We start from the raw sequence: 26962 nt of genomic DNA on the forward strand, positions 1-26962 counted from the left end.
CGCCGATGAGTTCACCGCCGCCGAGTCCACCGCTGATCACGCCGCTGACGGTGCAGGTGGCGCAGACGCGCCCACAGATTCTGCGCAGCGCGCCGGCGTCGCTCGGCCGCACCCCGGAGAACGACGTGGTGGTCAACCACCCACTGGTCTCGCGCACCCATCTGGCGTTCGAGTTCGTCGACGGCGCGTGGTGGATCGTCGACCGGGGCAGCACCAACGGCTTCTACGTCGACGGCGTCCGGTCACAATCGGTACGCGTCGACCGACCGTTGCGAATCCGGTTGGGCGACGGTGGGACGGGGCCACTCGTCGATGTGGTCAATCAGGCGAATGACGGTGGCCAGTTAAGTGGGGGCAATCGTCCGAATCGGGTAGACCAGCAACCTGCACGGCCGCCGCACACGCCTGCGCCGCCTGCCTCGGGGACGCCGCCGGTTCAGGTGCAGCAGTCGGTTCAGGGACAGCTGCCGGTGCAGAACCACCGACCTGGGCAGGCGCCGAGAACGGCTCCGACTCCCGCGCAGGCGCCACCCGGCGGCTACCGGCAGGCCCCGCCTCGGTTCGGTGCTCTGCCCGACGCGCCGCACCTGGCGGCGTTGCACCAGAACGCGTCGGCCGTGTACGAGGTGCCCGGCGATCTCCGCGGCCGCGAACAGATCCCGGTCAGCGGTGTGAAGACGATCGGTCGCACCCCGGACAACGACATCGTCGTCAGCGATGTTCTCGCGTCCCGCCACCACGCACGTCTGACGTCGACGGCGCAGGGCTTGCTGCTCGACGACCTGCGCAGCGTCAACGGCACGTTCGTCAACGGCCATCGCGTCGCGTCGCAGCGACTGTCGGAGAATGACGTCGTCACGATCGGCAACTCGGACTTTGTGGTGGCGCACGGGACCCTGACCCGTGGTCGCCCGCAGGCTCAGGTCTCGGGCGGTCTCGACGTCAGCGGCATCGGCTTCACGGTCGACGACAAGACGCTGTTGAACGACATCTCATTCAACGCAGCGCCCGGCACCCTCACCGCCATCATCGGTCCGTCCGGAGCGGGCAAGTCGACCGTCTCGAAGATCGCCGCGGGCCTGACCAGTCCGACGGTCGGCGTCGTCGACTTCGAGGGGCGCAACGTCCATAGCGAGTACGAGGCGCTGCGCTCCCGAATCGGCATGGTTCCCCAGGACGATGTGCTGCACCACAAACTGACGCTGCGTCAGGCTCTGCGGTACGCGGCGGAACTGCGGCTGCCGAAGGACCTGTCGACGGCCGACCGCGACGAGGTGATCGACGGCGTCCTCTCCGAACTTCAACTGGCCGAGCACGTCGACACGCGCGTGGACAAACTGTCCGGTGGTCAGCGCAAACGTGCATCCGTGGCGATGGAGCTGCTGACCGGCCCGTCGCTGCTGATCCTCGACGAGCCGACGTCGGGCCTGGATCCGGCACTCGACCAGCAGGTGATGCGGACGTTGCGCAGGCTGGCCGACGCCGGTCGTGTGGTCCTGGTGGTCACTCACTCGCTGACCTACCTCAGTCTCTGCGACCAGGTGCTGCTGTTGGCGCCGGGCGGGAAGACCGCGTTCTGCGGAGCGCCGGGAGACGTCGCCGCCGAAATGGGCACCACCGACTGGGCCGAGATCTTCGCTCAGGTCGCCGAACAACCGGACCGGGCGTGGGCCAGGTATCGGACGCGACATCCGCACAGCGCTCCGCCGCCGGCTCGAGCCCCGTCGGGGCAGCCGCCGAAAGCCGTGCACGCCAGCATTGTTCGTCAACTGAGCACCATCGGACGACGACAGGTGCGGCTGATCCTCGCCGACCGCGGGTACCTGGCGGTGCTCGTCCTGATGCCGGTGGTGCTCGGACTGCTCGTCCTGGTGGTCCCAGGTGACAAAGGGTTCACCCGCCCCGACATGAAAGGGCCCGCGCCGAGCGATGTGGGCGAAGCACTCCAGATCCTCACCGTGCTGGTGATCGGTGCCGCGTTCATGGGCACCGCGCTCGCCGTGCGCGACCTGGTCGCTGAACGCAGCATCTTCGAACGCGAGCGTGCCGTCGGCTTGCGGCCCGCGGCATATCTCGCGGCCAAGGTCGCCGTGTTCTGCGTGGTGGCGACCCTGCAGACGGCAGTCATGGTCGGCCTCACCTACGGGTTGCGCGCGATGCCCACCGCCGATGCGTCGACCGAGCCGGGCACCGTCTATCCGATGCTCCCGCCCGCGGTGACGTTGTTCCTCGCCGTCGCCACCGTCGCGTGGGTCGGCGTGCTCGTCGGTCTCGCGATCTCGGCAGCGGTCCGCTCCAGCGAACAGACGATGCCACCGCTGGTCATCGTGATCATGGTGCAGTTGGTCCTGTCCGGCGGCGTCATCGCGATCAGCTCGGCCGTCGTCCAGCCGTTCACGTGGCTGCTGCCGACCTACTGGGCTTTCGCGAACGCCGCGCAGGCGGTCAACGTCCCGTACATCGCACCCGACGTGTCCCAGGTGAACCCGGTGGATCGCACGGTACGTGACGATCCGATTATGTATCCGTTGTGGGAGCCGTCGACGATCCACGCGGCGATCTCGTATGGTGCGCTCGCGGCGATCGGAGTGGTGCTGGCGGCATTCGTCTACTGGCGACTACGTCTCCGCAAGCACTGATCGTCTTCCCCTTTCACTATAACGGCGGGACGGGGCCTTGCGGCAAGGGCCCGCGGCGGGTGCACAATGGTGCCTCCGCACCGCGAAAGGGACCTGTGACCAGCACTGTCTTCAACCTCTCCGCCGCTTCCCCGTCGAAGTCCGACCCCGCAGTGATCGGCTGCGACGAGTCGGCGTTCGCCGCCGTACGACGCCGAGTCGACGAGCAGACCGCCGAGACGAGGGCCGAACTCGACGCCGTCCGCAGGACGACGGACCTGCGTGGGGCGGGCGGCGTGGAACGCGATCTGGAAGTGCGTCGCCTCGAGAGACGCCTGCGCCGGCTGTCCCGCCTCGGCACCGACCTGATCCTCGGGCGGATCACCACGACCGACGGGGAGTCGACGTACATCGGTCGGATCGGCGTGACCGACGCCGACGGCACGACGCTCCTCGTCGACTGGCGGACCCCAGACGCCGCCCCCTTCTTCGCCGCGACCCTCGCCGACCCGCAGGGGCTGGTGAGCCGTCGTCACTACCGGTGGTTGCCCAACCACGAGGGACAGTACAGCGTGGTCGTCGACTACTGGGACGAGTGGTTCGGCGTCGGCGACGACGCACCGGTGGGCGCCCTCGACGCGCAGTCGTCGTTCCTCGCCGGGCTGGCGGCGAGCCGCTCGTCGACGATGACATCTGTGCTCGGAACCATCGCGGGCGATCAGGACGCAGCGATCCGTGCGCCGTCACGCGGCCCCCTGGTGGTCGACGGGGGACCGGGCACCGGTAAGACCGTCGTCGCACTGCACCGCGCCGCGTACCTCGTGTACGCCGACCCGCGTTTGCAGGGCGGTCGGGGACGCATCCTGTTCGTCGGACCGCACCGGCCCTACCTCGCGTACATCGCCGACGTGCTCCCGAGCCTCGGCGAGGAAGGAGTCGCCACCTGTACGCTCGCCGACCTGGTGGCCGAAGGACAGCATGCGGCCTGCGAACCCGATCCGCAGCTGGCCGCGCTCAAGGCGACCGTGGACATGGTCGCGGCGATCGAGCCCGCCGTGCGCTTCTACGAGGAACCGCCGAGCGAGGGCACGCACATCGAGACCGAGTACGGCGACGTGTGGGTGAGCGTCACCGACTGGGCCGACGCCCTCGGTGCGGCCGAGCCGGGGGTGCCGCACAACGAAGCGCGCACGGACGTGTGGGAAGCCCTCCTCGACATCGTCGCGGACGGGGAGGGCGACGACTCCGGACAGATGCGCGCCGCGCTGGCGGCCGACCGGGAACTCGCCGCCGCATTCGGCAAAGTGTGGCCGATGATCGAAGCCGACGACCTCGTGTCGGACCTGTGGACCGTCCCCGCGTATCTCCGACACTGTGCCCCGCATCTGACAGACGCCCAGGTCACGGCGTTGCAGCGCTCGGACGCGACAGCGTGGACCGACGCCGACCTGCCGCTCCTGGACGCGGCGCGCAGACGCCTCGGCGATTCCGGTTTCGCCCGCCGCGAGGCCCGCAACCGAGCCGCCGCAGCTGAGCGCAAGCGCACGATGGACACCGTCGTCGACGACCTCATCGCGTCATCGGATGATGGTGAGGCCCTCGTGTCGATGTTGCGGGCCGAAGACATCCGCGGTGTCATCGTCGACGATGCGGGAGCCGAGCACCCGGAGCCGGACGCGTTCGCCGGACCCTTCGCCCACATCGTCGTGGACGAGGCACAGGAGTTGACGGACGCGCAATGGCGGATGCTCGTCGATCGTTGCCCGTCGCGCAGCTTCACGGTGGTCGGCGATCGCGCGCAGGCTCGGGTCGGTTTCACCGAGAGTTGGACGCAGCGACTGCAGCGCGTCGGCGCGGGGGAACCCCGGCTGAGCACGCTCACCGTCAACTACCGCACCCCGGAAGAGATCATGAGAGTGGCGTCGCCGGTCATCCGGCAGGCGCTGCCCGACGCGAACGTCCCGACATCGGTCCGGTCGAGCGGGATCCCAGTGACCTACGGCGACCTCGTCGATCTCCGATCGACGGTCGACGACTGGCTGCGCGAGCACGCCGACGGCACGGTCTGCGTCGTCGGCGCGCCCGGATTCGAAGCGGGGCCGCGCGTGGCGTCCCTGACTCCGGCTCTCGCGAAGGGCCTGGAGTTCGACCTCGTCGTGCTCGCGGACCCACATCAGTTCGGCTCTGACGTCGCCGGAGCTGTCGACCGATACGTGGCGATGACCCGATCGACACGAGCGCTCGTCGTCCTGACGAGCGAGTAGTCTCAGTCCATGCGGATTCGGGTAGTCGTCGTGGCGGTCATGGCAGTCGTGGTCTCGCTGGCCGCGGGAAGTGTCGCGGCAGGGCAGGCGGTCGCCGCGCCGCCCGCGCGCATCCTCGGCGCGCCGATGGCAGCGGGCACTGGCGGACTGGCTCCGGAACTCGCCGTCGCCTACACGCTCGCACGTCGTGACGCGCAGCGGGCGGGCGTCCCCATGCACATCACATCGGGCAAACGGTCCCGCGCCGAGCAGAACCAGTTGTGGCAGCAGGGAATCCGGGACTACGGCAGCGCCGCGCAGGCCCGCCGGTGGGTGTTGCCGCCGCACGAGTCCACCCACGTCACGGGTCACGCGATCGACGTCGGGCCGCGCGCAGGCGCCGCATGGCTGCAGCGCAACGGCAACCGGTACGGCCTGTGCCGCTCGTTCGACAACGAATGGTGGCACTTCGAGTTCCTAACCTTCCCGGGCACCCCGTGCCCGCCGAGAATCCCCGACGCGAGCCATCGGCGCTAGTGCCGAGCTCGGTGTGTCACTAGCCGATTCGACTCCAGTGGGTCACGATGGATGCGTGGCAGACAACGAGGTGGCCGCGACCGTCGGGTCGATGACCGACGACGGGCGCCGATATCTGACGTATGAGGAGTTCGGCCGACGGTTCTTCGAAGTCGCCGTCACCGAGGCGCGGATCGGGACGGCGTTCGCGGCGGTTGCGGGCGAACAGTTCCAGGTCGGCCCGATGGTCGTGGGCCCGGCCGGAGTGGCGAAAGTCCGCGCGGACGTCGAGATCGCCGAACCCGAGATTCTGCGGACGGTCGGCGACATGATCACGTTCACCGTCAAACTGCCGTTACGAATCGCGCTCCTCGTCGACTTGAAGGTCGACCGGATCCGGTACGACGTCGAAGGCCTCGTGACGTTGCCACTCACGGTTCGCTGCGCCGAACCGCTGCAACTGCGGATCGAAGTGCAACCGCCCAAGCCTCGCGACGTGATCGTCGACGTCTCCTCCTACAACATGCGCGGATCGATCATTCGCAACCTGGCGCAGGTCGACGACGAGATCCGACGGGTCATCGCCCGCTTCGTCGCAGACGAAGTCGACAAACCGGAGATCAAACAGGCGCGACTCATCGAGGTCGACGTCGAACTCGGCAAAGCATTCGAAGCCATCTGACGCGAGCAGCAACACACACCACGACACGCAGGAGGTAGCAGTGAGCGCACACGGCAGCAGCGAGAACGACAGTTATGTGAAACCGAACCAACCGTACGAACGCGATACCCGCTACATCGAGACACGGATCACCCGTGACGGCGCCGACGGCTACCCGGTCGAGGCAGGCCGGTATAGGCTCGTCGTCTCCTACGCGTGTCCGTGGGCCAACCGGACCATCATCGTCCGCCGGCTGCTGGGGCTGGAGGACGCGATCAGCATGGGAGTGTGCGGACCGACCCACGACAAGCGGTCGTGGACGTTCGACCTCGACCCCGGCGCGGTGGACCCGGTGCTGGGCATCTCGCATTTGCAGGAGGCGTATTTCGCTCGGATTCCCGGATACGAGAAGGGCATCACCGTTCCGGCGATCGTCGACGTCCCGTCCGGCGCGGTCGTGACGAACAACTTCCCGCAGATCACCCTCGACTTCGAACAGGAGTGGGTCGACTTTCATCGGGCCGGAGCCCCCGACCTGTATCCCGCCGACTTGCGCGCCGAGATCGACGAAGTGAACGCCCACGTCTATCGCGACGTGAACAACGGGGTCTACCGCTGCGGCTTCGCCGGATCCCAGGAGTCGTACGACGCCGCCTACGACCAGTTGTTCGCCCGCTTGGACTGGCTCAGCGAACGACTCAAAGACCAGCGCTACCTCGTCGGCGACACCATCACCGAAGCCGACGTCCGCCTGTACACGACACTCGCGCGCTTCGATCCGGTCTACCACGGGCACTTCAAGTGTAATCGGGAGAAGCTGTCGGAGATGCCGGTGCTGTGGGCGTACGCCCGCGACCTGTATCAGACGCCAGGGTTCGGCGATTCGACGAATTTCGCGCACATCAAGAGCCACTACTACGAGGTCCACCGGGACATCAACCCGTCCGGCATCGTCCCGAAGGGGCCCGATCTCGCGAACTGGACCACCCCGCACGGCCGAGAGCAACTGGGCGGTTCCCCATTCGGTACGGGAACCGCCCCGGCTGCACTGTAAAGATTCTCGGGTTGTAGGGAGCGTGCCCTCAGCGCGTCGACGCCGATTGTGCGGGGACGGCCGGCTCGACGGCGCCGCGCTCCGACTTCTTCTTGACCGCCGGGATCAGCAGAGTGATGGCGACACCGACGAACGCGGCGATCGCGCCGACGAGGAAGCATGTCTCAAACGCCGAATGCGACGGGACCGCGATGCCGCCGTGGCTGACGGTCGCGCTCGTCATGATCACGGCCATGATGGCCGACGAGGTCGTCGTGCCGACCGAACGCATGAGGCCGTTGAGACCGACCGCCGCACCCGCCTCAGTGATCGGGACGGAGCCCATGATGAGGGTCGGCATCGCGGCGTAGCCGATTCCGACACCGGCGGAGGCGACGAGCGAGGCGAGTGCGAGCTGCCACGGTGCGTTCATCAGGACGAACCCGCACAGGTAGCCGAGGCCGAGGACCGTGGCGCCGATCGCGAGCGTGAACTTGGCCCCGATCGAGTTCATCAGGTAGCCCGACACCGGCGCGAACACCATCATCATCAAGCCGCCGGGCGCCATCCACAGGCCCGCGTGCAGGATCGACTGACCCATGCCCCCGACCTCCTCAGGGAGTTCCATGAGCATCGGGATGACGACGGCCTGCGCCATCATGCCGAAGCCGATCGCGACCGCGGCGATGTTCGTCAGCAGGACCGACGGGCGAGCCGAGGTCCGCAGGTCAACGAGCGGGCTCGCGGTGCGGAGTTCGAAGAGGCCCCAGAGGATCAGGACAGCGAAACCGCCGAGGAGGAAGCCGAGCGTCGTGCCCGAAGTCCAGCCCCAGTCGTTGCCCTTCGTGACGGCGACCAGCGCGCTCGACAGACCGATGGCCAGACCGATCGCTCCGGTGAAGTCGAATCGTCCGCCGACGGCGTCCTGCACGGCGGGGACGGCGAAGAACACCAGCGCGACGACGACCAGAGCCAACACCACCGAGACCCAGAACAGCATGTGCCAGTCGAACGACTCCGCGATGAACGCCGACAGTGGCATGCCGATGGCTCCGCCGACACCCAGCGTCGCGCTCATCGCCGACACTGCGAAGGCCGTCATCTTGGGCGGGGTCACCTCGCGCATCAAGCTGATGCCGACCGGAATGAAGCCCATCGCCAGGCCCTGCAGGGCGCGGCCGGCGATCACCGGAATCAGCGACGACGACACGGCCGGAATCAGTGAGCCGATCGCGAGGAGCAACGCGCTGTACAGGAGGATGCGGCGCTTGCCGAACATGTCGCCGAGGCGGCCCGCGACCGGCATGGCGACCGCGCCACCGAGCAGGGTGGCCGTGATGATCCATGATGCGTTGCTCACGGAAGTGCCCAGCAACTCCGGCAGCTGTGGCTGGATCGGGACGATCAGCGTCTGCATGAGTGACGCGACCAGGCCGCCGAGACAGAGCACGATGACGGTGACCATCGGCGAGCCGGTGGTTCGGTCCGGCGTCGGAAGCGTCATAGGCTCGTCAGCGTGGTTTTCCGATGACATTCGGTGTGATTCCTTCAGTAGTCAGACGGTGCACGATGTGTGCGTATGGACGCTACATATGTATGATGCATAATCAAAATCGGGCGCTGTGGCATACTCGCTCGGCGAGTCGCATCACAGGGCGTCGAACCCGCTCGAAAGGAGCCGATCGCGTGCACTCGGAATCGGACGATCCCGTTCTGTCGTCGCCGTTGTATCGGGGCCTCGTCGACGAGCTGCTTCGGCTTCGTCGACGCCGTAACACCGTCGACGAGGGCGCGGTCCTCGATGTGTCCGCGTTCTCTATCCTCTGGCTGTTCGACGACGGTCGGGCGCGGACTCTACGTGACCTGGCCGCCGAACTGTGCTTGGAGCAGTCGACGGTGAACCGGCAGGTCAACACTGCCGTGAAGCACGGCTATATCGAGCGATTCGAGGTTCCGGGGCAGGTCAGCCGCCTGTATCGCCCGACGGATGCGGGCCGCGCGGCCTACCTGCATGACGGACTCAGGCGTGCTCGTCGGCTCGAAGTGATCTTCGCCGACCTCGCACCCGGGACCCCGGAAGGGCTGTTGAAGGAACTGAAGGCCTACAACGATGCCTCCGACAGGCATGCCGACGACGAACTCTGACGATCGGGTGTGTCGTCGAAGTGGCGCGCCCAACCCTGTTCACCGGGTGAGGACTTGTGCCGTTGAGATCAGTCGTCCCATCGCTCCGTGGGGGCACATTGCCGGAACAGGTCGGTGAGCGTACTGATCTCAGCACCGCCCCCGGGCGAGCGGCGGTCTCCGTCGACGCCTGAGCGTCGGATGCCCTAGGCTGTAGCAGAAGTGCTCAGACAAGTAGAGAGGTTGGGCGATGGTTGAGCGTGTGCAGAGGATGCCGCTGGCCGATCAGGCCGCCGCGCTGCTGCTCGATCGGATTCGCGACGGCGAGTGGAAGCTCGGCGCCAAGCTGCCCGGGGAGACGACACTTGCGCCGCAGTTGGGCGTCGGCAGATCCACTGTGCGTGAGGCCATTCGGCAGCTCGCCGGTCGGGGAGTGCTGACCACCCGGCAGGGCGCCGGCGTGTTCGTCGCGGCTCTCGACGCGCCACAGGATCGGGCTGACATGATGCGTCGTGCATCGATCATCACGGTCATCGAAGCGCGTATCGCGGTCGAGACCGAAGCCGCGTCTCTCGCAGCGCGGCGGCGGACACCCGCCCAACTCCGTGCGATCCGCAAAGCGCTCGTCGCGCGCGCGGGCGCCGTCGAATCGGTGCCCGCATACGTCGATGCCGATCTCGACTTCCACCGCGCGATCGTTGTTGCCGCCGCGAATGAGATTCTCACTGACCTGTTCGACCTGTCCACACCGCGTATGCGAGAGGCGATGATCGACATGCTCGCGATCCGTGGCGAGTACGGCGGCGAAGCCGACCGGGATGCGCACGCAGAACTGGTCGAGGCCGTGGCAGACCGCAGACCGGACGCCGCCTCCCAGGCCAGCCGTACGCACCTCACCGATCTGAAGGAGACACTCGCATGACCGACGACGTCTTGCGGCTCGACGCCGTCACCTTCCGCCGCAACGGGCGGGAGATTCTGCACGGGATCGATCTGACCGTTCGCTCGGGCGAGCATTGGACATTGCTTGGACCAAACGGTGCAGGTAAGACGACGATCGTGGGATTCTGTGCGGCACAGACGCATCCGACCACCGGCACGGTCGACGTGCTCGGTAAACGACTCGGCCGCGTCGACATGCAGGCACTGCGTCGGCACATCGGACACGTCAATCCTCGGCATCCGTTGCGGTCGCCGCTGTCGGTGCTCGACGTCGTCCTCACCGGGTTCACCGGCACCATCGACACCGCGATGCGGTGGGAGCCGAGCGCGGCCGAGCTCGAACGCGCCCGGGCGGTGATCGCAGAAGTCGGCCTGACCGACGGCATCGACTACCGGTGGCCCGACATGTCGCAGGGTGAGCGCGGCCGCGCACTCGTCGCGCGCGCGCTGGCCCCCGAACCGGAGCTGTTGCTGCTCGACGAGCCGACGACGGGGCTCGACGTCGCCGCCCGCGAACAGCTACTCGAAACCATCGACTCTCTCGCGCACACATCGCCCGAGGTCGCGTCGATCCTGGTGACCCACCACCTCGAAGAACTACCGGAGACGACCAGTCACGCGATGGTGATCGCCCACGGCGCCGTCGTTGCTTCCGGACTCGTCCACGACGTCGTGACCACCGACGTCATCAGTGACGCATTCGAGCACCCGATCGCCGTCGGACACCAGGACGGGCGCTGGAGTGCCCGGGCGATCAAGCGAACGGCTCCAGCAACACCTTGATCGACTCCCGCGCGTCCGTCGCCCGGTCGCGGAGTGTGCGGCGAGACTGCTCGCCATCTCTTGAATCGCCGCGGCCGCACGCGGCGGGAATATGTCGCGAGTCGGCGAGGTTGCACAGTCTGGACTGATGATCGACCGGGTTCGGCGGCGAGGGAGAGCACACGGGTGACGAGGCGGCGAAGTAGCGGACCGACGATGTTCGCGTCTCTCGCTGAACCGAACTTCCGGACCTATGTGACCGGTGCGTTCGTCTCCAACATCGGCACCTGGGTGCAGCGCGTCGCCCAGGACTGGCTGGTACTGCAACTGTCCGGAAACTCGCCGGTCGCCGTCGGTATCACCACAGCCCTCCAGTTCTTGCCCGCGCTGCTGCTCTCGCCCGTCGGTGGCCTGCTCGCCGACCGCTTCGACAAGCGCAGACTCTTGATGTTCACCCAGTCGTGGATGGCGGTCTCGTCGCTGATCCTCGGTCTCCTCGCCGTGACCGGGTCGGCCGCCACCGTACACGTGTACGTGCTCGCGTTCGTGTTCGGCATGGGTTCGGCGCTTGACGTCCCGGCCCGTCAGGCATTCGTCTCGGAGATGGTCGGCGCCGAACGCCTCACCAATGCGATCGGCCTCAACAGTTCGGCGTTCAACGCCGCCCGTCTCATCGGTCCCGGCGTGGCAGGCCTGATCATCGCGGCATTCGGCAGCGGCTGGGCGATCCTCACCAACGGCGTCAGCTATCTCGCGTTCCTCCTCGCGCTGGCACTCCTCGACGAGGCGAGACTCGTTCGCAGCGAGCCGCTGCCGCGCGCGAAAGGCCAGCTGCGCGAAGGTTTCCGATATGTCACGCAACGATCCGACCTGGTCGTCGCGCTCGGTGTCGGATTCGCGGTCGGCACGTGGGGCATGAACTTCCAGATGACCAACGTTCTGATGGCGCGCAACGAGTTCGGTCTCGGGGCCACCGCGTACGGCGTGCTCGGTTCGGTGATGGGCATCGGATCGCTGGTGGGTGCTCTGCTCGCTGCCCGCCGCAAGGCGGCGCCCAGCCTGCGGTTCGTGGTGGCGTCCGCGTCGGTGTTCGCAGTCTTCCTCGGCATCTCCGGGCTCGCGCCGACCGCGCACGTCTACGCCGTCTGCCTGCCGCTGCTCGGGCTCTCCGCGCTCATCACGCTCACCGCCACCAACATGTACGTGCAGACCAACGTCGACGCGCAGGTCCGCGGCCGGGTCATGGCGCTCTACATGACGCTGCTCATGGGTGGCACACCGATCGGATCGCCGCTGCTCGGGCTGCTCGCTGATCACTTCGGGCCGCGCGCCCCGATGGTCGGCGGAGCGCTATTGCAGGCGGCGACCATCATCCTCGTCGTGCTGGTCGTCCGGACGGTCATCGCTCGACGAGGCGATGACGGACCTCAGGCCCCGATAACCCCTCAGACCCCGATAACCCCTCAGACCCCGATAACGCCGTCGGCGACCAGTCGCTCGGACGCCGCCGCGTCGTAACCGAGTTCGGCGAGTAGCGACCGACTGTGTGCGCCGAGTGCAGGCACGTCTCCCATCGGAAGTTCGACGTCGGCGAACCCCATCGGCGGCAGAAGTCCCTGTACCGGGCCGATCGGTGTCTGCACGGTGCGCCAACGGTCCCGTGCGGACAACTGAGGATGGTTCACCAGCCCGGCGATGTCGTTGACGACCGCGGACGGCACTCCTGCCGCATCGAGACGGGCGGCGAGGTCGGTCCCGGCGAACCGGGCGGTCTCCGCCGCGACCGCGTCGTCGCATTCCGTGCGGTGCGCGACCCGGTCGGTGTTCGACGCGAACCGCGGATCGTCAGCGACGTCGGGTCGGCCGAGGACCTCGGCCATCAGCGACCGCCAGCCGCGATCGTTCTGCACGCCGATCAGCAGGCGGCCGTCGGCCGTCGGGTACGCGTCGTACGGCACGATGCTGGCGTGCCCGAGACCGTGCCGCGCAACCTGGCGGCCGGTGTGCATCTGGATGTACATGGGATGCCCGATCCACTCGGCGGTCGCGTCGAACATCGATACGTTGAGCACCGCGCCGCGCCCGCTCCGCGCCTGCCGGAACAAGGCGGCGAGGATCGATTGCGCGAGATAGAGGCCCGCGGCGATGTCCGACGACGGCACCCCGGTCTTACTTGCGGTGTCCGGCGTCCCGGTCAGTGAGACCAGTCCCGTCTCGGCCTGGATCAGGAGGTCGTACGCCTTCCGGTCCCGGTAGGGGCCGTCGTCGCCGTACCCGGTGATGCTCGCCGCGATCAATGTCGGGTCGGCAGCCGCCAGCGCGTCGGGATCCAGGCCCAGTCGGGCGGCTGCTCCGGGCGCCGAGTTCTGTACGAAGACGTCTGCGGACTCGACGAGCCTGCGCGCGACCGCGACGCCGTCGGGGGACTTGAGGTCGAGCGCGATCGACTCCTTGCCGCGATTGAGCCACACGAAATGGCTGGCCATGCCGTCAACGGCGCGATCGTAGTTGCGCGCGAAGTCGCCTTCGCCGATCCGCTCCAGCTTGATGACGCGAGCGCCCAAGTCGGCCAGGTGCCGGGTCGCCAGGGGCGCGGCGACGGCCTGCTCCAGTGCGACGACCGTCACGCCGTCGAGAGGAAGGTCGGTCACTGCGCTGCTCCCATCCGCTGATCCTGGGACCCGCTGCCCCGATGACCTGTTGACGATAGCTGGCCGGGTTCCCCGTCGCTCCGGTCGACGGGTGACTTCGGTAGCCTGCATCCGGTGACCACAACTGTGCCCGTCGAGTCCGTCAACGCCCGCATCGCCCACGAGCTCGGAGTGAGCGAGAGCCGCGTCGCCGCCGCGGTGGCCCTGCTCGACGACGGTTCGACCGTTCCGTTCATCGCGCGATACCGCAAGGAGGTCACCGGCAGCCTCGACGACGCTCAACTGCGCCTGCTCGACGAACGCCTCCGGTATCTGCGGGAACTCGACGAGCGGCGTGCCGCGGTCGTTGCATCCATCGACGAACAGGGAAAGCTCACTGACACGCTGCGTGCGTCCCTGCTGGCCGCGGACACCAAGGCCCGCGTCGAAGACATTTACCTGCCGTACAAGCAGAAACGTCGCACCAAGGCGCAGATCGCTCGCGAGGCCGGTCTCGAGCCCCTCGCCGACGCGCTGCTCGCCGACCCGTCCCTCACCCCGGAAGACGCGGCCGTCGCCTACGTGAACGGCGACGTCGTCGATGCGGCGAGCGCACTCGACGGTGCGCGGCACATCCTGATCGAGCGCGCATCCGTTGACGCCGAACTCGTCGGCGCCGTCCGCACCCGATTCTGGGCGGAAGGTCGTGTCTGCACCGCGGTACGCACCGGGGCCGAGCAGAACCAGGCCGCGCAGAAATTCCGGGACTACTTCGAGTTCTCCGAATCCCTCGATGCCATGCCGTCGCACCGTGTGCTCGCGGTGTTGCGCGGCGAGAAAGAGGAGGCCCTCACCCTGACGTTCGACGGCGGTGACGACGAGCCGTACCAGACGCTGGTCGCGCAGACCCTCGGCGTCGACCGTTCGGGACCGGGCGCAGCGACCGCGTGGCTCGGCGCGACCGTACGCTGGGCGTGGCGCACCAAACTGATGATCACCGCGACGATCGAGGCACGGATGCGGCTGCGGCAGCGTGCCGAGGAGCAGGCGGTCGCCGTCTTCGCGACCAACCTGAAGGACCTGCTGTTAGCGGCGCCCGCCGGGACACGGTCCACGCTCGGTCTCGACCCTGGCTTCCGCACCGGGGTGAAGGTCGCCGTGGTCGACGCGACCGGCAAGGTCGTCGACACCGGCACCATCTACCCGCATCAGCCCGCGAAGAAGTGGGATCGGGCGAAAGCCGAGTTGGCCGCGATGGTCGCTCGCCACGATGTGGAGCTGATCGCCATCGGTAACGGCACCGCGTCCCGCGAGACCGATGCGCTCGCTGCTGAACTCGTCGCCGATATCGCGAAGGCAGGGGCGAAGCCTCCGGCGAAGGCAGTGGTCAGCGAGGCGGGGGCGTCGGTGTACTCGGCGTCCGAGTACGCCTCGCAGGAGTTGCCCGACCTGGACGTGTCGATCCGCGGGGCGGTGTCCATCGCGCGCCGTCTGCAGGATCCGCTCGCCGAACTGGTCAAGATCGATCCCAAGTCGATCGGTGTCGGGCAGTACCAGCACGATGTGGCCCCCGCGACACTCGCGCGAAGCCTGGACGCGGTCGTCGAAGACGCGGTCAATGCGGTCGGTGTCGACCTCAACACGGCGTCGGCTCCGCTGCTGGCGCGGGTGTCCGGTGTGACGCCTGGCCTCGCGACCGCGATCGTCGCGCACCGCGACCAGGTCGGCGCGTTCGACAGTCGGCGCGGGCTGCTCGACGTTCCCCGGCTCGGGCCGAAAGCGTTCGAACAGTGTGCGGGCTTCCTGCGCATCCGCGGCGGCGCCGATCCGCTCGACGCGTCCGGTGTCCACCCGGAGGCGTACCCGGTGGTCCGCCGGATCCTCGACGGCGCGGGACGCGGACTCGACGACCTGATCGGCGATACGGCGACCCTGCGCGGTCTGACGCCGGAAGCGTTCGCCGACGACCGGTTCGGCGTGCCGACGGTCACCGACATCATCGGCGAACTGGAGAAGCCGGGCCGCGACCCACGCCCCGCATTCGAGACGGCGACCTTCGCGTCCGGTGTCGAGAAGGTATCCGACCTGAAGCCCGGGATGGTGCTCGAAGGCGTCGTCACGAACGTCGCGGCGTTCGGTGCGTTCGTCGACGTCGGCGTGCACCAGGACGGGCTCGTCCACGTCTCGGCGATGTCCGACTCGTTCGTATCCGACCCGCACGACGTCGTCCGGTCAGGGCAGGTGGTCCGGGTGAAGGTGATGGAGGTCGACGGGGACCGACAGCGCATCGGGCTATCCCTGCGGCTGAACGACGAACCGGGTGACAGGCATCAGCCCAGGGGGCAGAAGCGCAGCGGTCAGAAGCACAGCGGTGAGCGGCCCAATGGTGAGAAGCCGGGCGGCGACAAGCGTTCGGCGAATAGGCGATCGGGCAGTCGGGGCTCGGCAGATCGGAACGATCGGGGGCGCCGACGCGAGGAAACGCCGGCCGGCGGGTCGATGGCGCAAGCATTGCGGGACGCAGGCTTCGGGCGCTGACATTTCCGGCAGGCGCCAGCTTTGACCTACCGGTGAAGTGCCCGATTCAGGTCAAACCGTGGCAGTTCTTCTAGCCTCGCACTAGGGTCATGGCGGTGAAGAAGTCGCTGCTCAATGTCACTGTCAATTCACCTGATGCGTTGAGACTGGCCCGCTGGTGGGCAGATGCGCTCGACGGCGAGATCCTGGCCGAGAACGAGGGCTGGTTCGTAATCGTCTCCCTCGGCGAGGGAAGGCCCGGACTCGCGTTTCAGAAGGTAGAGTCGGTCTCCTCGGGCAGCCGCCTCCACCTGGACTTCGGCGTCGATGACATGAATGCGGCGGTCGAGGGACTCGTGGCGGCGGGCGCGACGCTCATCGCCGAGCGTTCGATGCCGGGCGTCACCTGGACCACCCTCGCGGACCCCGACGGAAACGAGTTCTGCGTGGCCGAACACGGCTGACAGTAGGAGAGAGATGAGATTCACCCGGTTCGCGTCGCTCGTCGCAGCGGCGACGACAGGGATGGTCTTGGTCGCGGGGTGCGGCGGCGGCGACAGTTCCACGGCGTCGTCGTCGACGACGTCCTCGTCGTCGTGCGCTGGAGATGTGGGCGAGTACTTCTCGGCGACCACCAGTGCAGGGGAGCCAGAGATCCGTATCCCCAAGCTATCCGGGTGGACTCGGATCTCTGACTTCGAGAGCGAGGTCGCCCGGCTCACCGTGGCCGATCCGTCGCTGACGACCGAGGGATACACGGCGAACGTGGTGGTGTCGATCGAGAAGTCGTCGATGTCTGGCGACGCCGAGTTCGATCGCCAGATGCAGGGACTCGACAAGTCGGCGGTCGCGGGAAGTGTGACGCGGCACGACGCCGCGAGCAGGTGTGGCTATCCGAGCATGCTGGTCGACTACCAACTCCAGACGCCGACTCCGGAACAGATCGTCAGCACCGCGACATCGCTCGTCGTGAGTGTGCCGGGCGAACCCACGTCGACCACCGTGCTCGTGACGGTCCAGACCGCGAATCCGGACGATGCGACGTATCTCGACGCGAAGCAGAAGATTCTCAACGGAGTCCGGGTAGCCGCGTAGTCCGGTCGGCCCGGCGGCGGAGGGCCAGCGGGATATTCATTCGACCCGGGAAATTCATTCGACCCGGGAAATTCATTCGACGAGGCCGGCGAAGCGACCTAACGTTCTGGATATGAGTACTCCGACCGTGCGATCTGCGCGTGTGCGCGGCCGCACGTTCGCACACATCCTAGTCAACACGGCGCTCGCCAATCTCACCACCAGCTACCTGTGGTTCGCGCTCACGTTCTGGTTGTATCTGGAGACCCGCAACGTGATAGCGACGGGCGTGATCGGCGGCGGATACATGCTGTTCATCGCGGCGTCGAGCATCGGTTTCGGCACGCTTGTCGACCGATTCCGGAAGCTTTCGGTGATGCGCGGGTCGGCGGCGTTCACCCTCGGCATGTTCTCGCTCGCGGCCGTCGTCTTCGCTGTGATGCCGAACGACGCGTCGGCGACGCTGTCGTCGCCGTGGATGTGGCTCTTCGCGGTGATCGTCTTGGCGGGCGCGGTCGTCGAGAACATGCGGTCAGTCGCGTTGTCGACGACGGTCACGATCCTGGTCGACGCGGACCGCAGAGCGAACGCCAACGGATGGGTGGGTGCCGTCCAGGGGCTGTCGTTCATGGTGACCAGCGTGTTCTCCGGCTTGTCGATCGGCTTCTTCGGCATGGGCTGGACCATTGTCATCGCGCTCGTGCTCGTGATGGTCGGTCTCGTCGACCTGCTGGCGATCTCCCTGCCCGAGGAGCGGGAGCCTGCCGCTTCCGACGCGCAGGGGACCTTCGACCTTCGCGGTGCGCTGCGGGCGGTACATCTGGTGCCCGGGCTCTTCGCGTTGATCGTGTTCTCGACGTTCAACAATTTCGTCGGCGGCGTTCACATGGCCCTCCTCGACCCGTACGGGCTGGAGTTGTTCTCCGTCCAGATGTGGGGCGTCGTATTCGCGTTCGGGGCGACGGGATTCATGGTCGGCGGCGCACTGATCGGCCGATTCGGGCTTGGGGCGAACCCGATGCGCACCATGTTGATCGCGGTCATGGTGACCGGGGTTCTCGGAGCCGTGATCGGGCTTCGGGCGTGGCCTTGGTTGCTGGTCGCAGGAGTATGGCTGTTCATGGTGGTCATGCCCGCCGTCGAAGCAGCCGAGCAGACCGTCATCCAACGCGTCGTCCCGCTGCCACAGCAGGGCCGCGTGTTCGGATTCGCCGGAGCCTTCGAAGCCGCAGCGGCACCGGTCACCGCGTTCCTCGTCGCGCCGGTCGCTGAGCATATCGTGATCCCATGGGCCGACGGCGAAGGGGCGGGAGCGGTCGAGCCGGTGTTCGGGTCCGGCCCCGGGCGCGGACTCGCGCTGATCTTCGCGATCGCGGGCGTCGTCACGATCGTCGCGGCACTGGCAGCGTTCACGACCCCGGTCTATCGCGCGGTGTCCGCGGAGTACTCGGCCGTGGCGGCCGAGGAGTATGCGCCCGAGGACGGCTCGGTAGAACAGCCCCGGGACGCTTCTACATGTCCTCCGACGACACCAGACGACGCCGTGCCGACAGGAGGGTGACCTCCGGGCGCGACCCCGCGTGGCGCTCAAGCCCGTCCAGGACCTCGGTGACGTGGGACGCGTCGGCGCTGACCACGGCAACCCCGACCCCTGCCCGACGGTGAAGCTCGCGGTGACCGGTCTCGGCGACGGAGACATCGTACTTGCGACGGATCTCGGCGACGATCGGTCGGATCACCGACCGTTTCTCCTTGAGGGAGTGAACGTCGCCGAGGAGGAAATCGAATTCTAGGATGCCGATCCACATGGATCGTTCACGTTACATCAGTCGAAGCCCGGCGGGGTAGAGGCGCTGTGCGAGAGCACGTTTGCGGTCGACGTTCGCGCGGACCTCGTCGACGCTGAAGCCGCCTGCCGTTGGGCGGTCGGGCACCGCGGTGATCGCGCCGGCGAGCGTCGTCCATCGGGATCCGACATCCACGAGCGCCTGGTGCTTGGTCGCGTAGTAGTCGGGACTCGCCGAGATCGCGACGCCCGATGCGCCGCCCGCGGCGGCGAGCATATGCGGGTGGTAGCGCGTGGAGAGCCACGTGCCGCCTGGAGGGAGCCCGTCGTGCCATGCGGAGCGGAACGGAATGATCCGGGCTCCGTCGAGGCGGTCGGAGAGCATCGTCGGGATCGTGTAGTCGTGTCCGGGAATGCATTCGACGACGCTCACCTGGGAGCCGGGCACGTCCCATTCGTCGAGAACGGTCCGGACGAACGACGCCAGCGCGTCGACCCCGGTCCGGCCGTCCCACCCGAAGCGGTCGGTCAGATCGCTCTGGGCGCACAGCACGACGCCGCCGTCGGTCGCCGACTGCGATGTCGGAATCCGAGGTGAGAGCCACGCGTCGTCGCCTGTGCGCGCGAGGCCCGGCGCGTCGGCGAGCAGCGCCGCGGTCGGTTCGTCGCGCACGTCGAAGACGTCGAACCGGGCGGCCGCGTCGAGCATCGCGACGTGTGCGGGACCGTCCACCGTCGGCGTGAGGCCTGCGCCGGTCGCGACGGCCCGCGCCCCCGTCTTCTCCGCCACGGCGGCGATGGCCGGGATCAGCCACATATGGTGCGGCCACATCGCATTGATGTATCCGCCGCCGACGAGGTGGATCGTGCCTGCCTGCAGCAGCATGTCGACGCCCGCGTCGTCACGCGGAGACACGCCGAGATGACTGGCCGCCTTCGCCACCCACTCCCACGGCGCATCCGGGTCGACCTCGGCCGGGTCGTCGCTGTTCGCGTAGTGCACGAACTGCCACAGGGTGTCGACGAACACGGCGCGTTTGTTCGCGTGTCGCAACAGGAGAGCTGCGTGGCCGGGCCTCGGCGAGTCGACGACCACGCGGGCCATCGGGCGGCGGATCGCGAGATACCGCAACCAGGCCTCGGTGATGAGTTCGTCACCGTAGTTCGGGAACCCCGATGTGGTGACGAGATACACGACGTCGGACGAGTCGACGCGACGTCGGACTCGTTCGCTCATCCGGCGCACGTCGGCGAGCATGGACGGTACAACAGACATGGCGTGTTCGCTTCCCTGACGGTCCGGTCAGTGCTCGGTGTCGCCGAGGAGCGACGCCACATGGTCGGGAACGAACTTCGACAGCGACCGCGGCGGCCGATGGTAGTTGCCCGACTCGACGGGGCGCTTGGGCAGCTTCACACGTTCGCGTTCGACGTGCTCGTACTCGATCGTCGACAGCAGGTGCGCGATCATGTTGAGGCGCGCGTTGCGCTTGTGGTCGGACTCGACGACATACCAGGGGCTCGACGAGGTGTCCGTGTGGACCATCATCTCGTCCTTCGCGCGGGAATAGTCTTCCCAGCGGTAGACCGATTCGAGGTCCATCGGGCTCAGCTTCCACTGGCGGACGGGGTCGTCGCGGCGCGCCCGGAACCGTCGCAGCTGCTCTTCATCGGACACCGAGAACCAGTACTTGCGCAGGAGGATGCCGTCGTCGATGAGCATCTGCTCGAAGATCGGTGTCTGCCGAAGGAACCGCGTGTGCTCCTCCGGTGTGCAGAATCCCATGACCTTCTCGACACCCGCCCGGTTGTACCAGGACCGGTCGAACAGGACGATCTCGCCGCGCGTCGGCAGATGCTCCACGTACCGCTGGTAATACCACTGGCCGCGTTGCCGATCGGTCGGTGCGGGCAGCGCCGACACATGGCACACGCGCGGGCTCAGGAACTCGGTGATCCGCTTGATCGCTCCGCCCTTGCCTGCTGCGTCGCGGCCCTCGAAGATGACGACGACGCGTGCACCCGTCTCGCGCACCCACTCCTGTAAGGCGACCAGTTCGGTCTGCAGACGGAACAGTTCGGCCTCGTAGACGTCCTTGGCGAGCTTCGGTTCGCCGCCCGACTTCTTACCCATGGCGCACAAGCCTAATGTGTCTGATCAGTCACTTGCTTCCGGTGTCGCGTCGGACGGTCAGTTCCAGTCCGATCGACGGGTCGGCGACGTTCATCAGCCGCATGCGGTCGCCGTCGACAGACGCGGTCGCCTCTCCGGTCAGCACTGCGAGGACCGCCCGCTCGATGTCGCCGGATTCGCCCGCGCAGGCCTTCCGGGTGGTCGCGACCTCACTGAACTCGACGGTCTGCCTCGCACCCGATCCGCTGCCGCCCGATCTGCTGACAGTCGCCTCCCCGCTGATCTGGTTGCATCCGGTAAAGCCGCGCAGCGTGCCGTCGGCTCCGATCGTGATGGTCGGTGCGAGGGACTCCAGCGCGCGGGAGGTCGTGATGCCCTTATCGGAGATCAACGATTTGACGCGCCAGTTCGTGCCCGCGACCGCGCGGTCGACCCGTTGGTCGAGTGTGACTTCGAGCTTGCCCCGTGACAACGTCAGCGTCCGGCCTTTCAGCGACCAGGTGAGCGGCCCGCCGAACAGATCGGCCACCCACTTGTCGACGGTGTCGCGCGGTGGCGGGCAGGCCATCATGGTGCCCATCAGTGGGCCCGCGGTGAGTTTGTCGCCATCGAATTCGACAGCGCCGCCGTGACCGTTGCAACCGGCGTTCGCGCTGATCCGGTTCTGTGCTCCGAAGCTGAGGACCAATGGGCCGCCGCCGGGGATCGTGGCATCCGTCGTATCGGTCGACACGTAGGTCTTGCCGGTGAGCAGCGTGGGGTCGGGGTTCGATTCGTCGCCCGAATCGCAGGCGGCGAGTGCGGCGGCGAGGACCATTCCGGTCGCGACGACGCGCACGCGTGCGGTTCGGCGGGGGCTGGCGCGGCGTCTGCGGGGCATACCGGCCACGGTAGTGCAGTCGGTCCGGCAGGCCGGATGGCTCGCCGCGTACGGTAGATCACGATCGGCCAACGAAATTCACGTGAGGAACAGGTAGCTAGTGGGAAAGCTCACGAACGCCATGTGGCGCATGCTCGGCGCACAGGCGTCGCGCAATCAGTCGCAGTCCATCTCCCTGATCGAGCAGTCGCACGAACACGCAGAGTGGGCTGAAGGCCTCACTGACGCCGAATTCGCCGACGCCGCAGCCGATCTGGAGGTTGAGACGACTGAGGGTAGAGCGCGTTTCCTCGCGCTGATCCGGGAGGTCGGCGGACGCACGGTGTCGATGACTCCGTTCGATGTCCAATTGCAGGGTGCGCTCCGGATGCTCGACGGCGACGTCGTTGAGATGGCGACCGGCGAAGGCAAGACCCTCGCGGGTGCGATCGCGGCCATCGGTTACGCGCTCGAAGGCAAGCACGTGCACGTCGTCTCGGTGAACGATTATCTTGCAGGTCGCGACGCGGACTGGATGAAGCCGCTCTACGAGCTGTTCGGCGTCACCGTCGGCGCGCTCTCCGAGCACTCGACTCGCGAGGAACGGCAGGCGGCGTACGCGTGCGACGTCACCTACGCGTCGGTCAACGAGATCGGCTTCGACGTGCTCCGCGATCAGCTCGCGCTCCAGGAGAATGAGCTGGTCTCGCCCGAGCCTGAGGTGGTCATCGTCGACGAGGCCGACTCGGTGCTTGTCGACGAAGCGCTCGTCCCGCTCATCCTGGCGGGTTCGACCGAGGCCGACACGCCCAACAGCGCGATCCACGAAGTCGTCTCGCACCTCAAGAGCAAGCACTACGACGTCGACACCGACGAACGAAACGTGTCGCTCACCGAGGAGGGCGCCCGGTTCGTCGAGGAGACGCTCGGCGGCATCGACCTCTACGACGCCGAGCACGTCGGGACGACCCTCGTCCATGTCAACGTCGCGCTGTACGCGTACTACCTGCTCGAACGCGACGTCCACTACATCGTGCGCGACGGCGGCGTTCACTTGATCAACGCCGCCCGAGGCCGGGTCGCACGCCTTCAGCGCTGGCCCGACGGCGTCCAAGCGGCCGTGGAGTACAAGGAAGGCCTCAAGCCGACCGCGTCCGGGGAGGTGATCGACACGATCACGGTGCAGGCGCTGATGGGCCGTTATCCGCGAGTGGCGGGCATGACCGGCACCGCGATCGCGGCGGGCGAACAGTTGCGCCAGTTCTATGGCCTCGGCGTCTCGCAGATCCCGTCGAACATGCCGAACGTGCGCGAGGACGAACCGGACCGGGTCTTCGACAACAAGGCCAACAAGATGGAAGCCGTCGTCGACTACGTCCGCGAGGCGCACGAGACCGGACAGCCGGTCCTCATCGGAACGCACGACGTCGCGCAGTCCGAGGAGCTCGCCTACTTCCTCGACCGCGCAGGGGTCCCGTCGGTGGTCCTTAACGCGAAGAACGATCCGGAGGAGGCGGCGATCATCGCCGAGGCCGGACGCAAGGGCGCGGTCACCGTGTCCACGCAGATGGCCGGCCGCGGCACCGACATCCGTCTCGGTGGCTCGAAGGGCGACGACGACGAACGCGACGAGGTCGTCGAGCTCGGCGGTCTGTGCGTCGTGGGCACCGGACGCTACGAGACCGAACGGCTGGACAATCAGCTCCGTGGCCGGGCAGGCCGGCAGGGCGACCCCGGCCGTTCGGTGTTCTTCTCCAGCCTGGAGGACCCGCTCGTCACCAAGAACCAGACGCACCTGCGTGACATCCGCCCGATCGACAGCGACGGTTCGACGGGGCCACGCGGCGTGGAGATCGTGCAGCAGTCGCAGCGCATCGCCGAAGGCGCCATGCTGCAACTGCACGCCAACACGTGGGACTACAACAAGCAGGTCAACGAACAGCGCAACTCGATCGTCCGACGCCGCATGACGATCCTGACCACCGAGCAGGCGCTCAGTGATCTGAAGGACCTCGAAGCCGAGCGGTACGAGGAACTGGCCGAGACAGTCGACGACACGGTCCTGCAAGACGTCGCTCGACAGATCGTCCTCTACCACCTCGACCGCGCGTGGGCCGATCATCTCGCGTACGTGGCCGACGTGCAGGCCAGCATCCATCTGCGCGCTCTCGGTCAGCAGAGCCCCCTCGAAGAGTTCCACAAGCTCATCTTCGCGGAATTCACCAAGCTCGTCGACGAGGCGATGACCGCGTCGCGCGAGACGTTCACGACAGCCACGATCACCGCGGACGGGATCGACTTCGCGGACGCCGACATGCACAGGTCGACGATGACCTGGACCTACCTGGTGCACGAGAACCACTTCGCGTCGGCGGGTGCACAGGCGATCCAGGGCATCGTGGGCATCTTCCGGTGACGTCCGCCTCGGGCTCGGCCGACGGGCCCGACCCCGACGAGACAGGTTCAGGGCATCCCGGCGTACCGGAGCCGGGGCGCAGCGATGCGATCTGGACGGTGCCGAATGCACTGTCTGTCGCACGCCTGCTGTTGGTCCCGGTCTTCATCTGGCTGCTGCTCGTGGAGGAGTCGGCCGGATGGGCGTTCGTCGTCCTGTTCGTCTCCGGTGTGACCGACTGGCTCGACGGGAAGCTGGCTCGCTGGCTCGGCCAGTCGTCGAAGCTCGGGGCTCTCCTCGACCCCGCGGCCGATCGGCTGTACGTGATCGTCGTCCCGATCTGCTTCGGCATCCGAGACTTCGTGCCGTGGTGGCTGATAGGGGTGATCATCGCGCGCGACGTCCTGTTGTTCCTGACTGCGCCTTTGCTGTCGGCCCGCGGTGTCACCGCACTCCCGACTCTCTACGTAGGCAAGGCTGCGACCTTCGCCCTGATGAGCTCGTTCCCGTGGCTCCTCGCCGGGCACATCGACGGGCTGATCGGCACGATCACCTACCCGATCGGGTGGGCGTTCCTGATCTGGGGCGTGGCCATGTACGTGTGGTCGCTCGTCCTCTACTGGGTCCAGACGATCGACGTGGTCCGCACGATGCCCCGTGTGGACAGGCGTTCGGCAGCCTGATGCGGCCGAACCTCCGACCGGGCGATATGATCGAAGCTCGATCCGGTTGGGGGGGCTCCTTCGGCTGGCGTTGACGTTCCTCTCGAACCAGAAAGGCAGATTCCGTGAGCGACACCAAGATCCCGGAGAACCTGCGGTACACCGCCGAGCATGAGTGGGTGACCAAGGTCGGCGATAAGACGGTCCGCATCGGCATCACCGACTTCGCGCAGGACGCACTCGGTGACGTCGTGTTCGTACAGCTTCCGGACACCGACTCGGTCGTCGAGACCGGGGAGTCGTTCGCAGAGGTCGAATCGACCAAATCGGTCTCAGACATCTTCGGTCCGCTCGACGGCACGATCGCGGCGGCGAACGACGCGCTCGAGGGGGCGCCCGAACTCGTCAACTCGTCGCCGTACGACGACGGATGGCTCGTCGAGATCACCGTCGCCGACGGTGTCGACCTGGACGCGCTGCTCGCCGACCTGCTCGATGCCGCAGGCTATGCGGCCGTGGTCGGAAGCTGAACGATTCGCTAACGATCCGTCACGTCAGCGTCGACGAGCCCGCCGTATGTCGGCGGGGGCGGATATGATTTTGTAGTTCGTTCAATCGTGCTCAACCCGGGCGGCGATCGAGCAGAAGACGGTAGGTTCGAGAGCGAACGTTCGTCCTGCCGTACGACGTGCGTTTCAGCGGCGAAGCGCATCTGGAACGCATATGAGAAATGGCGAAGTGGTCGCCGACCCCGGAATCCCGGGCGCCGACCGCAGTGGTTAAGGAGATGTGGTGACCGGTAACGACAACGGCTATGAGGCGCCTGTGGAGACGACTTCGGTCTTCCGGGAAGAGTTCATCAAGGAGATCGACGCGCCGGCGACGTCGGCTGAGCCAGGCGATACCGGTGTCGAGCGCTTGTCGCCCGGGACCGCGCTGCTCATCGTCAAGCGAGGACCGAACGCCGGTTCGCGCTTCCTGCTCGACCAGGCGGCGACCTCGTCCGGCCGCCACCCCGACAGCGACATCTTCCTCGACGATGTGACGGTCAGCCGTCGCCACGCCGAGTTCCGCCGTGAAGGGGACGATTTCCAGGTCGTCGACGTCGGCAGCCTGAACGGTACGTACGTCAACCGCGAGCCGGTCGACACCGCGACGCTCGCCAACGGCGATGAGGTCCAGATCGGCAAGTTTCGACTGGTGTTCCTGGCCGGCCCGCGTGCCGGGGAAGCCGGCACCGCCGCATCGTGACCTCCTCGGCTGCACGGTCGGACGCGCGCGGCGACAGGACTATGTCCATCGGAGCCGTTCTCGCGGTCTTGTCGGAAGACTTTCCGGACGTGACGATCTCCAAGATTCGCTTTCTCGAAGCGGAGGGGCTCGTCACGCCGGACCGCGCGCCGTCGGGTTACCGGCGGTTTAGCGACGCGGACTGCGAGCGGCTGCGTTTCGTCCTCACCGCGCAGCGGGACCGCTACCTTCCGCTCAAGGTGATTCGCGAGCAACTGGATGCGATCGACGCGCAGGCGATGGACACGACGGGCGGAGCTCGGCTGCTCTCGTCGGCACGGACGGCGGTCGCTCCGGCGACGGACTTCTCCTCGCGTGGCGGCCGTGTCTCCCGGGAGTCACTCATCGAGCGGACGGGCGTCGACTCGGCGTTCATCGCCGAGCTCATGCGGAACGGCCTGCTGTCCGCGGGGCCGGGCGGGTTCTTCGACGAGGATGCGGTGCGTCTGGTCGAGGCTGCTGCGGCGCTCGCGAATTTCGGTGTCGAGACGCGACATCTGCGGGCGTTCAAAGTGAGCGCCGACCGTGAAGCCGGGCTCGTCGCGCAGATCGCGGGACCGATCGCCAAGGGCAAGGGGACCGGTGCGCGCGATCGAGCCGAAGAACTCGTCCGTGAAATGGCCGCACTGTCGGTGACGCTGCACACGCAGCTCGTGAAGGCTGCCGTGCGTTCCGCGCTCGACTGACCGTTCACGGAACGACTTTCAAGGAGACAC

The 26962-nt window shown here is 67.2% G+C and carries 24 protein-coding genes; 18 read left to right on the top strand and 6 right to left on the bottom strand.

Annotation, left to right across the window (positions count from 1 at the left end; translation table 11 throughout):
• The first annotated feature begins 5 nt into the window (after nucleotides 1-5).
• From L5G33_RS04310 to L5G33_RS04330, 5 genes are all read left to right on the top strand, one after another.
• Nucleotides 6-2639, top strand: a complete 2634-nt coding sequence (locus tag L5G33_RS04310; protein WP_236996926.1) for an FHA domain-containing protein — start codon at nucleotides 6-8, stop codon at nucleotides 2637-2639.
• Between the two features lie 95 nt (nucleotides 2640-2734).
• Nucleotides 2735-4882 (top strand): RNA polymerase recycling motor ATPase HelR, encoded by a 2148-nt coding sequence (gene helR, locus L5G33_RS04315; RefSeq protein WP_236996927.1) that lies wholly within the window; start codon nucleotides 2735-2737, stop codon nucleotides 4880-4882.
• Between the two features lie 9 nt (nucleotides 4883-4891).
• Entirely contained in the window at nucleotides 4892-5398 is a 507-nt protein-coding gene (locus tag L5G33_RS04320) for a M15 family metallopeptidase (RefSeq protein WP_236996928.1), read from the top strand.
• 91 nt (nucleotides 5399-5489) lie between these two features.
• On the top strand, nucleotides 5490-6059 hold the full coding sequence (locus tag L5G33_RS04325) for a hypothetical protein (RefSeq protein ID WP_236997168.1): 570 nt from the start codon (nucleotides 5490-5492) through the stop codon (nucleotides 6057-6059).
• 40 nt (nucleotides 6060-6099) lie between these two features.
• Nucleotides 6100-7092 (top strand): glutathione S-transferase family protein, encoded by a 993-nt coding sequence (locus tag L5G33_RS04330; RefSeq protein ID WP_236996929.1) that lies wholly within the window; start codon nucleotides 6100-6102, stop codon nucleotides 7090-7092.
• A gap of 28 nt (nucleotides 7093-7120) precedes the next feature.
• Here L5G33_RS04330 and L5G33_RS04335 read toward each other — a convergent pair whose 3' ends face one another.
• The gene (locus tag L5G33_RS04335) at nucleotides 7121-8575 is read right to left on the bottom strand and encodes an MFS transporter (protein WP_236996930.1); all 1455 of its coding nucleotides are present in this window, start codon (nucleotides 8573-8575) and stop codon (nucleotides 7121-7123) included.
• 182 nt (nucleotides 8576-8757) lie between these two features.
• On the opposite strand from L5G33_RS04335, the gene L5G33_RS04340 reads away from it, so the two are divergent.
• From L5G33_RS04340 to L5G33_RS04355, 4 genes are all read left to right on the top strand, one after another.
• Nucleotides 8758-9216 carry a MarR family winged helix-turn-helix transcriptional regulator gene (locus L5G33_RS04340; protein ID WP_236996931.1) on the top strand — a complete coding sequence of 153 codons (459 nt, stop codon included), beginning with the start codon at nucleotides 8758-8760 and terminating at the stop codon, nucleotides 9214-9216.
• 229 nt (nucleotides 9217-9445) lie between these two features.
• Complete coding sequence (locus L5G33_RS04345; RefSeq protein ID WP_236996932.1) at nucleotides 9446-10117, top strand: FadR/GntR family transcriptional regulator; 672 nt, start codon at nucleotides 9446-9448, stop codon at nucleotides 10115-10117.
• The gene (locus L5G33_RS04350; RefSeq protein ID WP_236996933.1) at nucleotides 10114-10920 is read left to right on the top strand and encodes an ABC transporter ATP-binding protein; all 807 of its coding nucleotides are present in this window, start codon (nucleotides 10114-10116) and stop codon (nucleotides 10918-10920) included. Before L5G33_RS04345 ends, L5G33_RS04350 begins: the two co-directional genes overlap by 4 nt.
• A 195-nt stretch (nucleotides 10921-11115) precedes the next feature.
• Nucleotides 11116-12417, top strand: coding sequence for an MFS transporter (locus L5G33_RS04355; protein ID WP_372476854.1), 1302 nt, complete (start codon nucleotides 11116-11118; stop codon nucleotides 12415-12417).
• Here the strand turns inward: L5G33_RS04355 and L5G33_RS04360 are convergent.
• Nucleotides 12363-13550 carry a CaiB/BaiF CoA transferase family protein gene (locus L5G33_RS04360; protein ID WP_236996935.1) on the bottom strand — a complete coding sequence of 396 codons (1188 nt, stop codon included), beginning with the start codon at nucleotides 13548-13550 and terminating at the stop codon, nucleotides 12363-12365. The two genes, L5G33_RS04355 and L5G33_RS04360, sit on opposite strands and share 55 nt — an antisense overlap.
• 114 nt (nucleotides 13551-13664) lie before the next feature.
• On the opposite strand from L5G33_RS04360, the gene L5G33_RS04365 reads away from it, so the two are divergent.
• From L5G33_RS04365 to L5G33_RS04380, 4 genes are all read left to right on the top strand, one after another.
• Complete coding sequence (locus L5G33_RS04365; RefSeq protein ID WP_236996936.1) at nucleotides 13665-16067, top strand: Tex family protein; 2403 nt, start codon at nucleotides 13665-13667, stop codon at nucleotides 16065-16067.
• 89 nt (nucleotides 16068-16156) lie between these two features.
• A complete protein-coding gene (locus tag L5G33_RS04370) occupies nucleotides 16157-16510 on the top strand; it encodes a VOC family protein (RefSeq protein WP_265742505.1) in 354 nt (117 codons plus the stop codon).
• Between the two features lie 13 nt (nucleotides 16511-16523).
• Entirely contained in the window at nucleotides 16524-17141 is a 618-nt protein-coding gene (locus L5G33_RS04375) for a hypothetical protein (RefSeq protein WP_236996938.1), read from the top strand.
• Nucleotides 17142-17253: 112 nt separating this feature from the next.
• The gene (locus tag L5G33_RS04380; RefSeq protein WP_236996939.1) at nucleotides 17254-18681 is read left to right on the top strand and encodes an MFS transporter; all 1428 of its coding nucleotides are present in this window, start codon (nucleotides 17254-17256) and stop codon (nucleotides 18679-18681) included.
• Here the strand turns inward: L5G33_RS04380 and L5G33_RS04385 are convergent.
• From L5G33_RS04385 to L5G33_RS04400, 4 genes are read right to left on the bottom strand one after another with little or no spacing between them, the layout of a single operon-like run.
• Nucleotides 18632-18928: a DUF503 domain-containing protein gene (locus L5G33_RS04385; RefSeq protein WP_236996940.1), complete on the bottom strand. Its 297-nt coding sequence runs from the start codon at nucleotides 18926-18928 to the stop codon at nucleotides 18632-18634. The genes L5G33_RS04380 and L5G33_RS04385 overlap by 50 nt on opposite strands.
• 12 nt (nucleotides 18929-18940) lie before the next feature.
• Nucleotides 18941-20182 (bottom strand): polysaccharide pyruvyl transferase family protein, encoded by a 1242-nt coding sequence (locus L5G33_RS04390; RefSeq protein ID WP_236996941.1) that lies wholly within the window; start codon nucleotides 20180-20182, stop codon nucleotides 18941-18943.
• A gap of 27 nt (nucleotides 20183-20209) precedes the next feature.
• Entirely contained in the window at nucleotides 20210-21040 is an 831-nt protein-coding gene (ppk2, locus tag L5G33_RS04395) for a polyphosphate kinase 2 (protein ID WP_236996942.1), read from the bottom strand.
• A 28-nt stretch (nucleotides 21041-21068) separates the two neighbouring features.
• Nucleotides 21069-21920: an META domain-containing protein gene (locus tag L5G33_RS04400; RefSeq protein WP_236996943.1), complete on the bottom strand. Its 852-nt coding sequence runs from the start codon at nucleotides 21918-21920 to the stop codon at nucleotides 21069-21071.
• Nucleotides 21921-22020: 100 nt separating this feature from the next.
• Between L5G33_RS04400 and secA2 the strand changes: the two genes are divergently transcribed.
• The 5 genes from secA2 to ftsR all read left to right on the top strand — a co-directional run bounded on the left by secA2 (nucleotide 22021) and on the right by ftsR (nucleotide 26932).
• Nucleotides 22021-24315 (top strand): accessory Sec system translocase SecA2, encoded by a 2295-nt coding sequence (gene secA2, locus L5G33_RS04405; protein WP_236996944.1) that lies wholly within the window; start codon nucleotides 22021-22023, stop codon nucleotides 24313-24315.
• On the top strand, nucleotides 24312-24977 hold the full coding sequence (locus tag L5G33_RS04410) for a CDP-alcohol phosphatidyltransferase family protein (RefSeq protein ID WP_372476855.1): 666 nt from the start codon (nucleotides 24312-24314) through the stop codon (nucleotides 24975-24977). Before secA2 ends, L5G33_RS04410 begins: the two co-directional genes overlap by 4 nt.
• Nucleotides 24978-25081: 104 nt before the next feature.
• On the top strand, nucleotides 25082-25486 hold the full coding sequence (gene gcvH, locus L5G33_RS04415) for a glycine cleavage system protein GcvH (RefSeq protein WP_236996945.1): 405 nt from the start codon (nucleotides 25082-25084) through the stop codon (nucleotides 25484-25486).
• A gap of 262 nt (nucleotides 25487-25748) precedes the next feature.
• Nucleotides 25749-26207 carry a glycogen accumulation regulator GarA gene (garA, locus tag L5G33_RS04420; protein ID WP_236996946.1) on the top strand — a complete coding sequence of 153 codons (459 nt, stop codon included), beginning with the start codon at nucleotides 25749-25751 and terminating at the stop codon, nucleotides 26205-26207.
• Complete coding sequence (gene ftsR, locus L5G33_RS04425) at nucleotides 26204-26932, top strand: transcriptional regulator FtsR (RefSeq protein WP_443669073.1); 729 nt, start codon at nucleotides 26204-26206, stop codon at nucleotides 26930-26932. Before garA ends, ftsR begins: the two co-directional genes overlap by 4 nt.
• The last annotated feature ends 30 nt before the right edge of the window (nucleotides 26933-26962 follow it).

Source organism: Gordonia liuliyuniae, assembly GCF_021738805.1.
Lineage (GTDB): Bacteria > Actinomycetota > Actinomycetes > Mycobacteriales > Mycobacteriaceae > Gordonia > Gordonia liuliyuniae.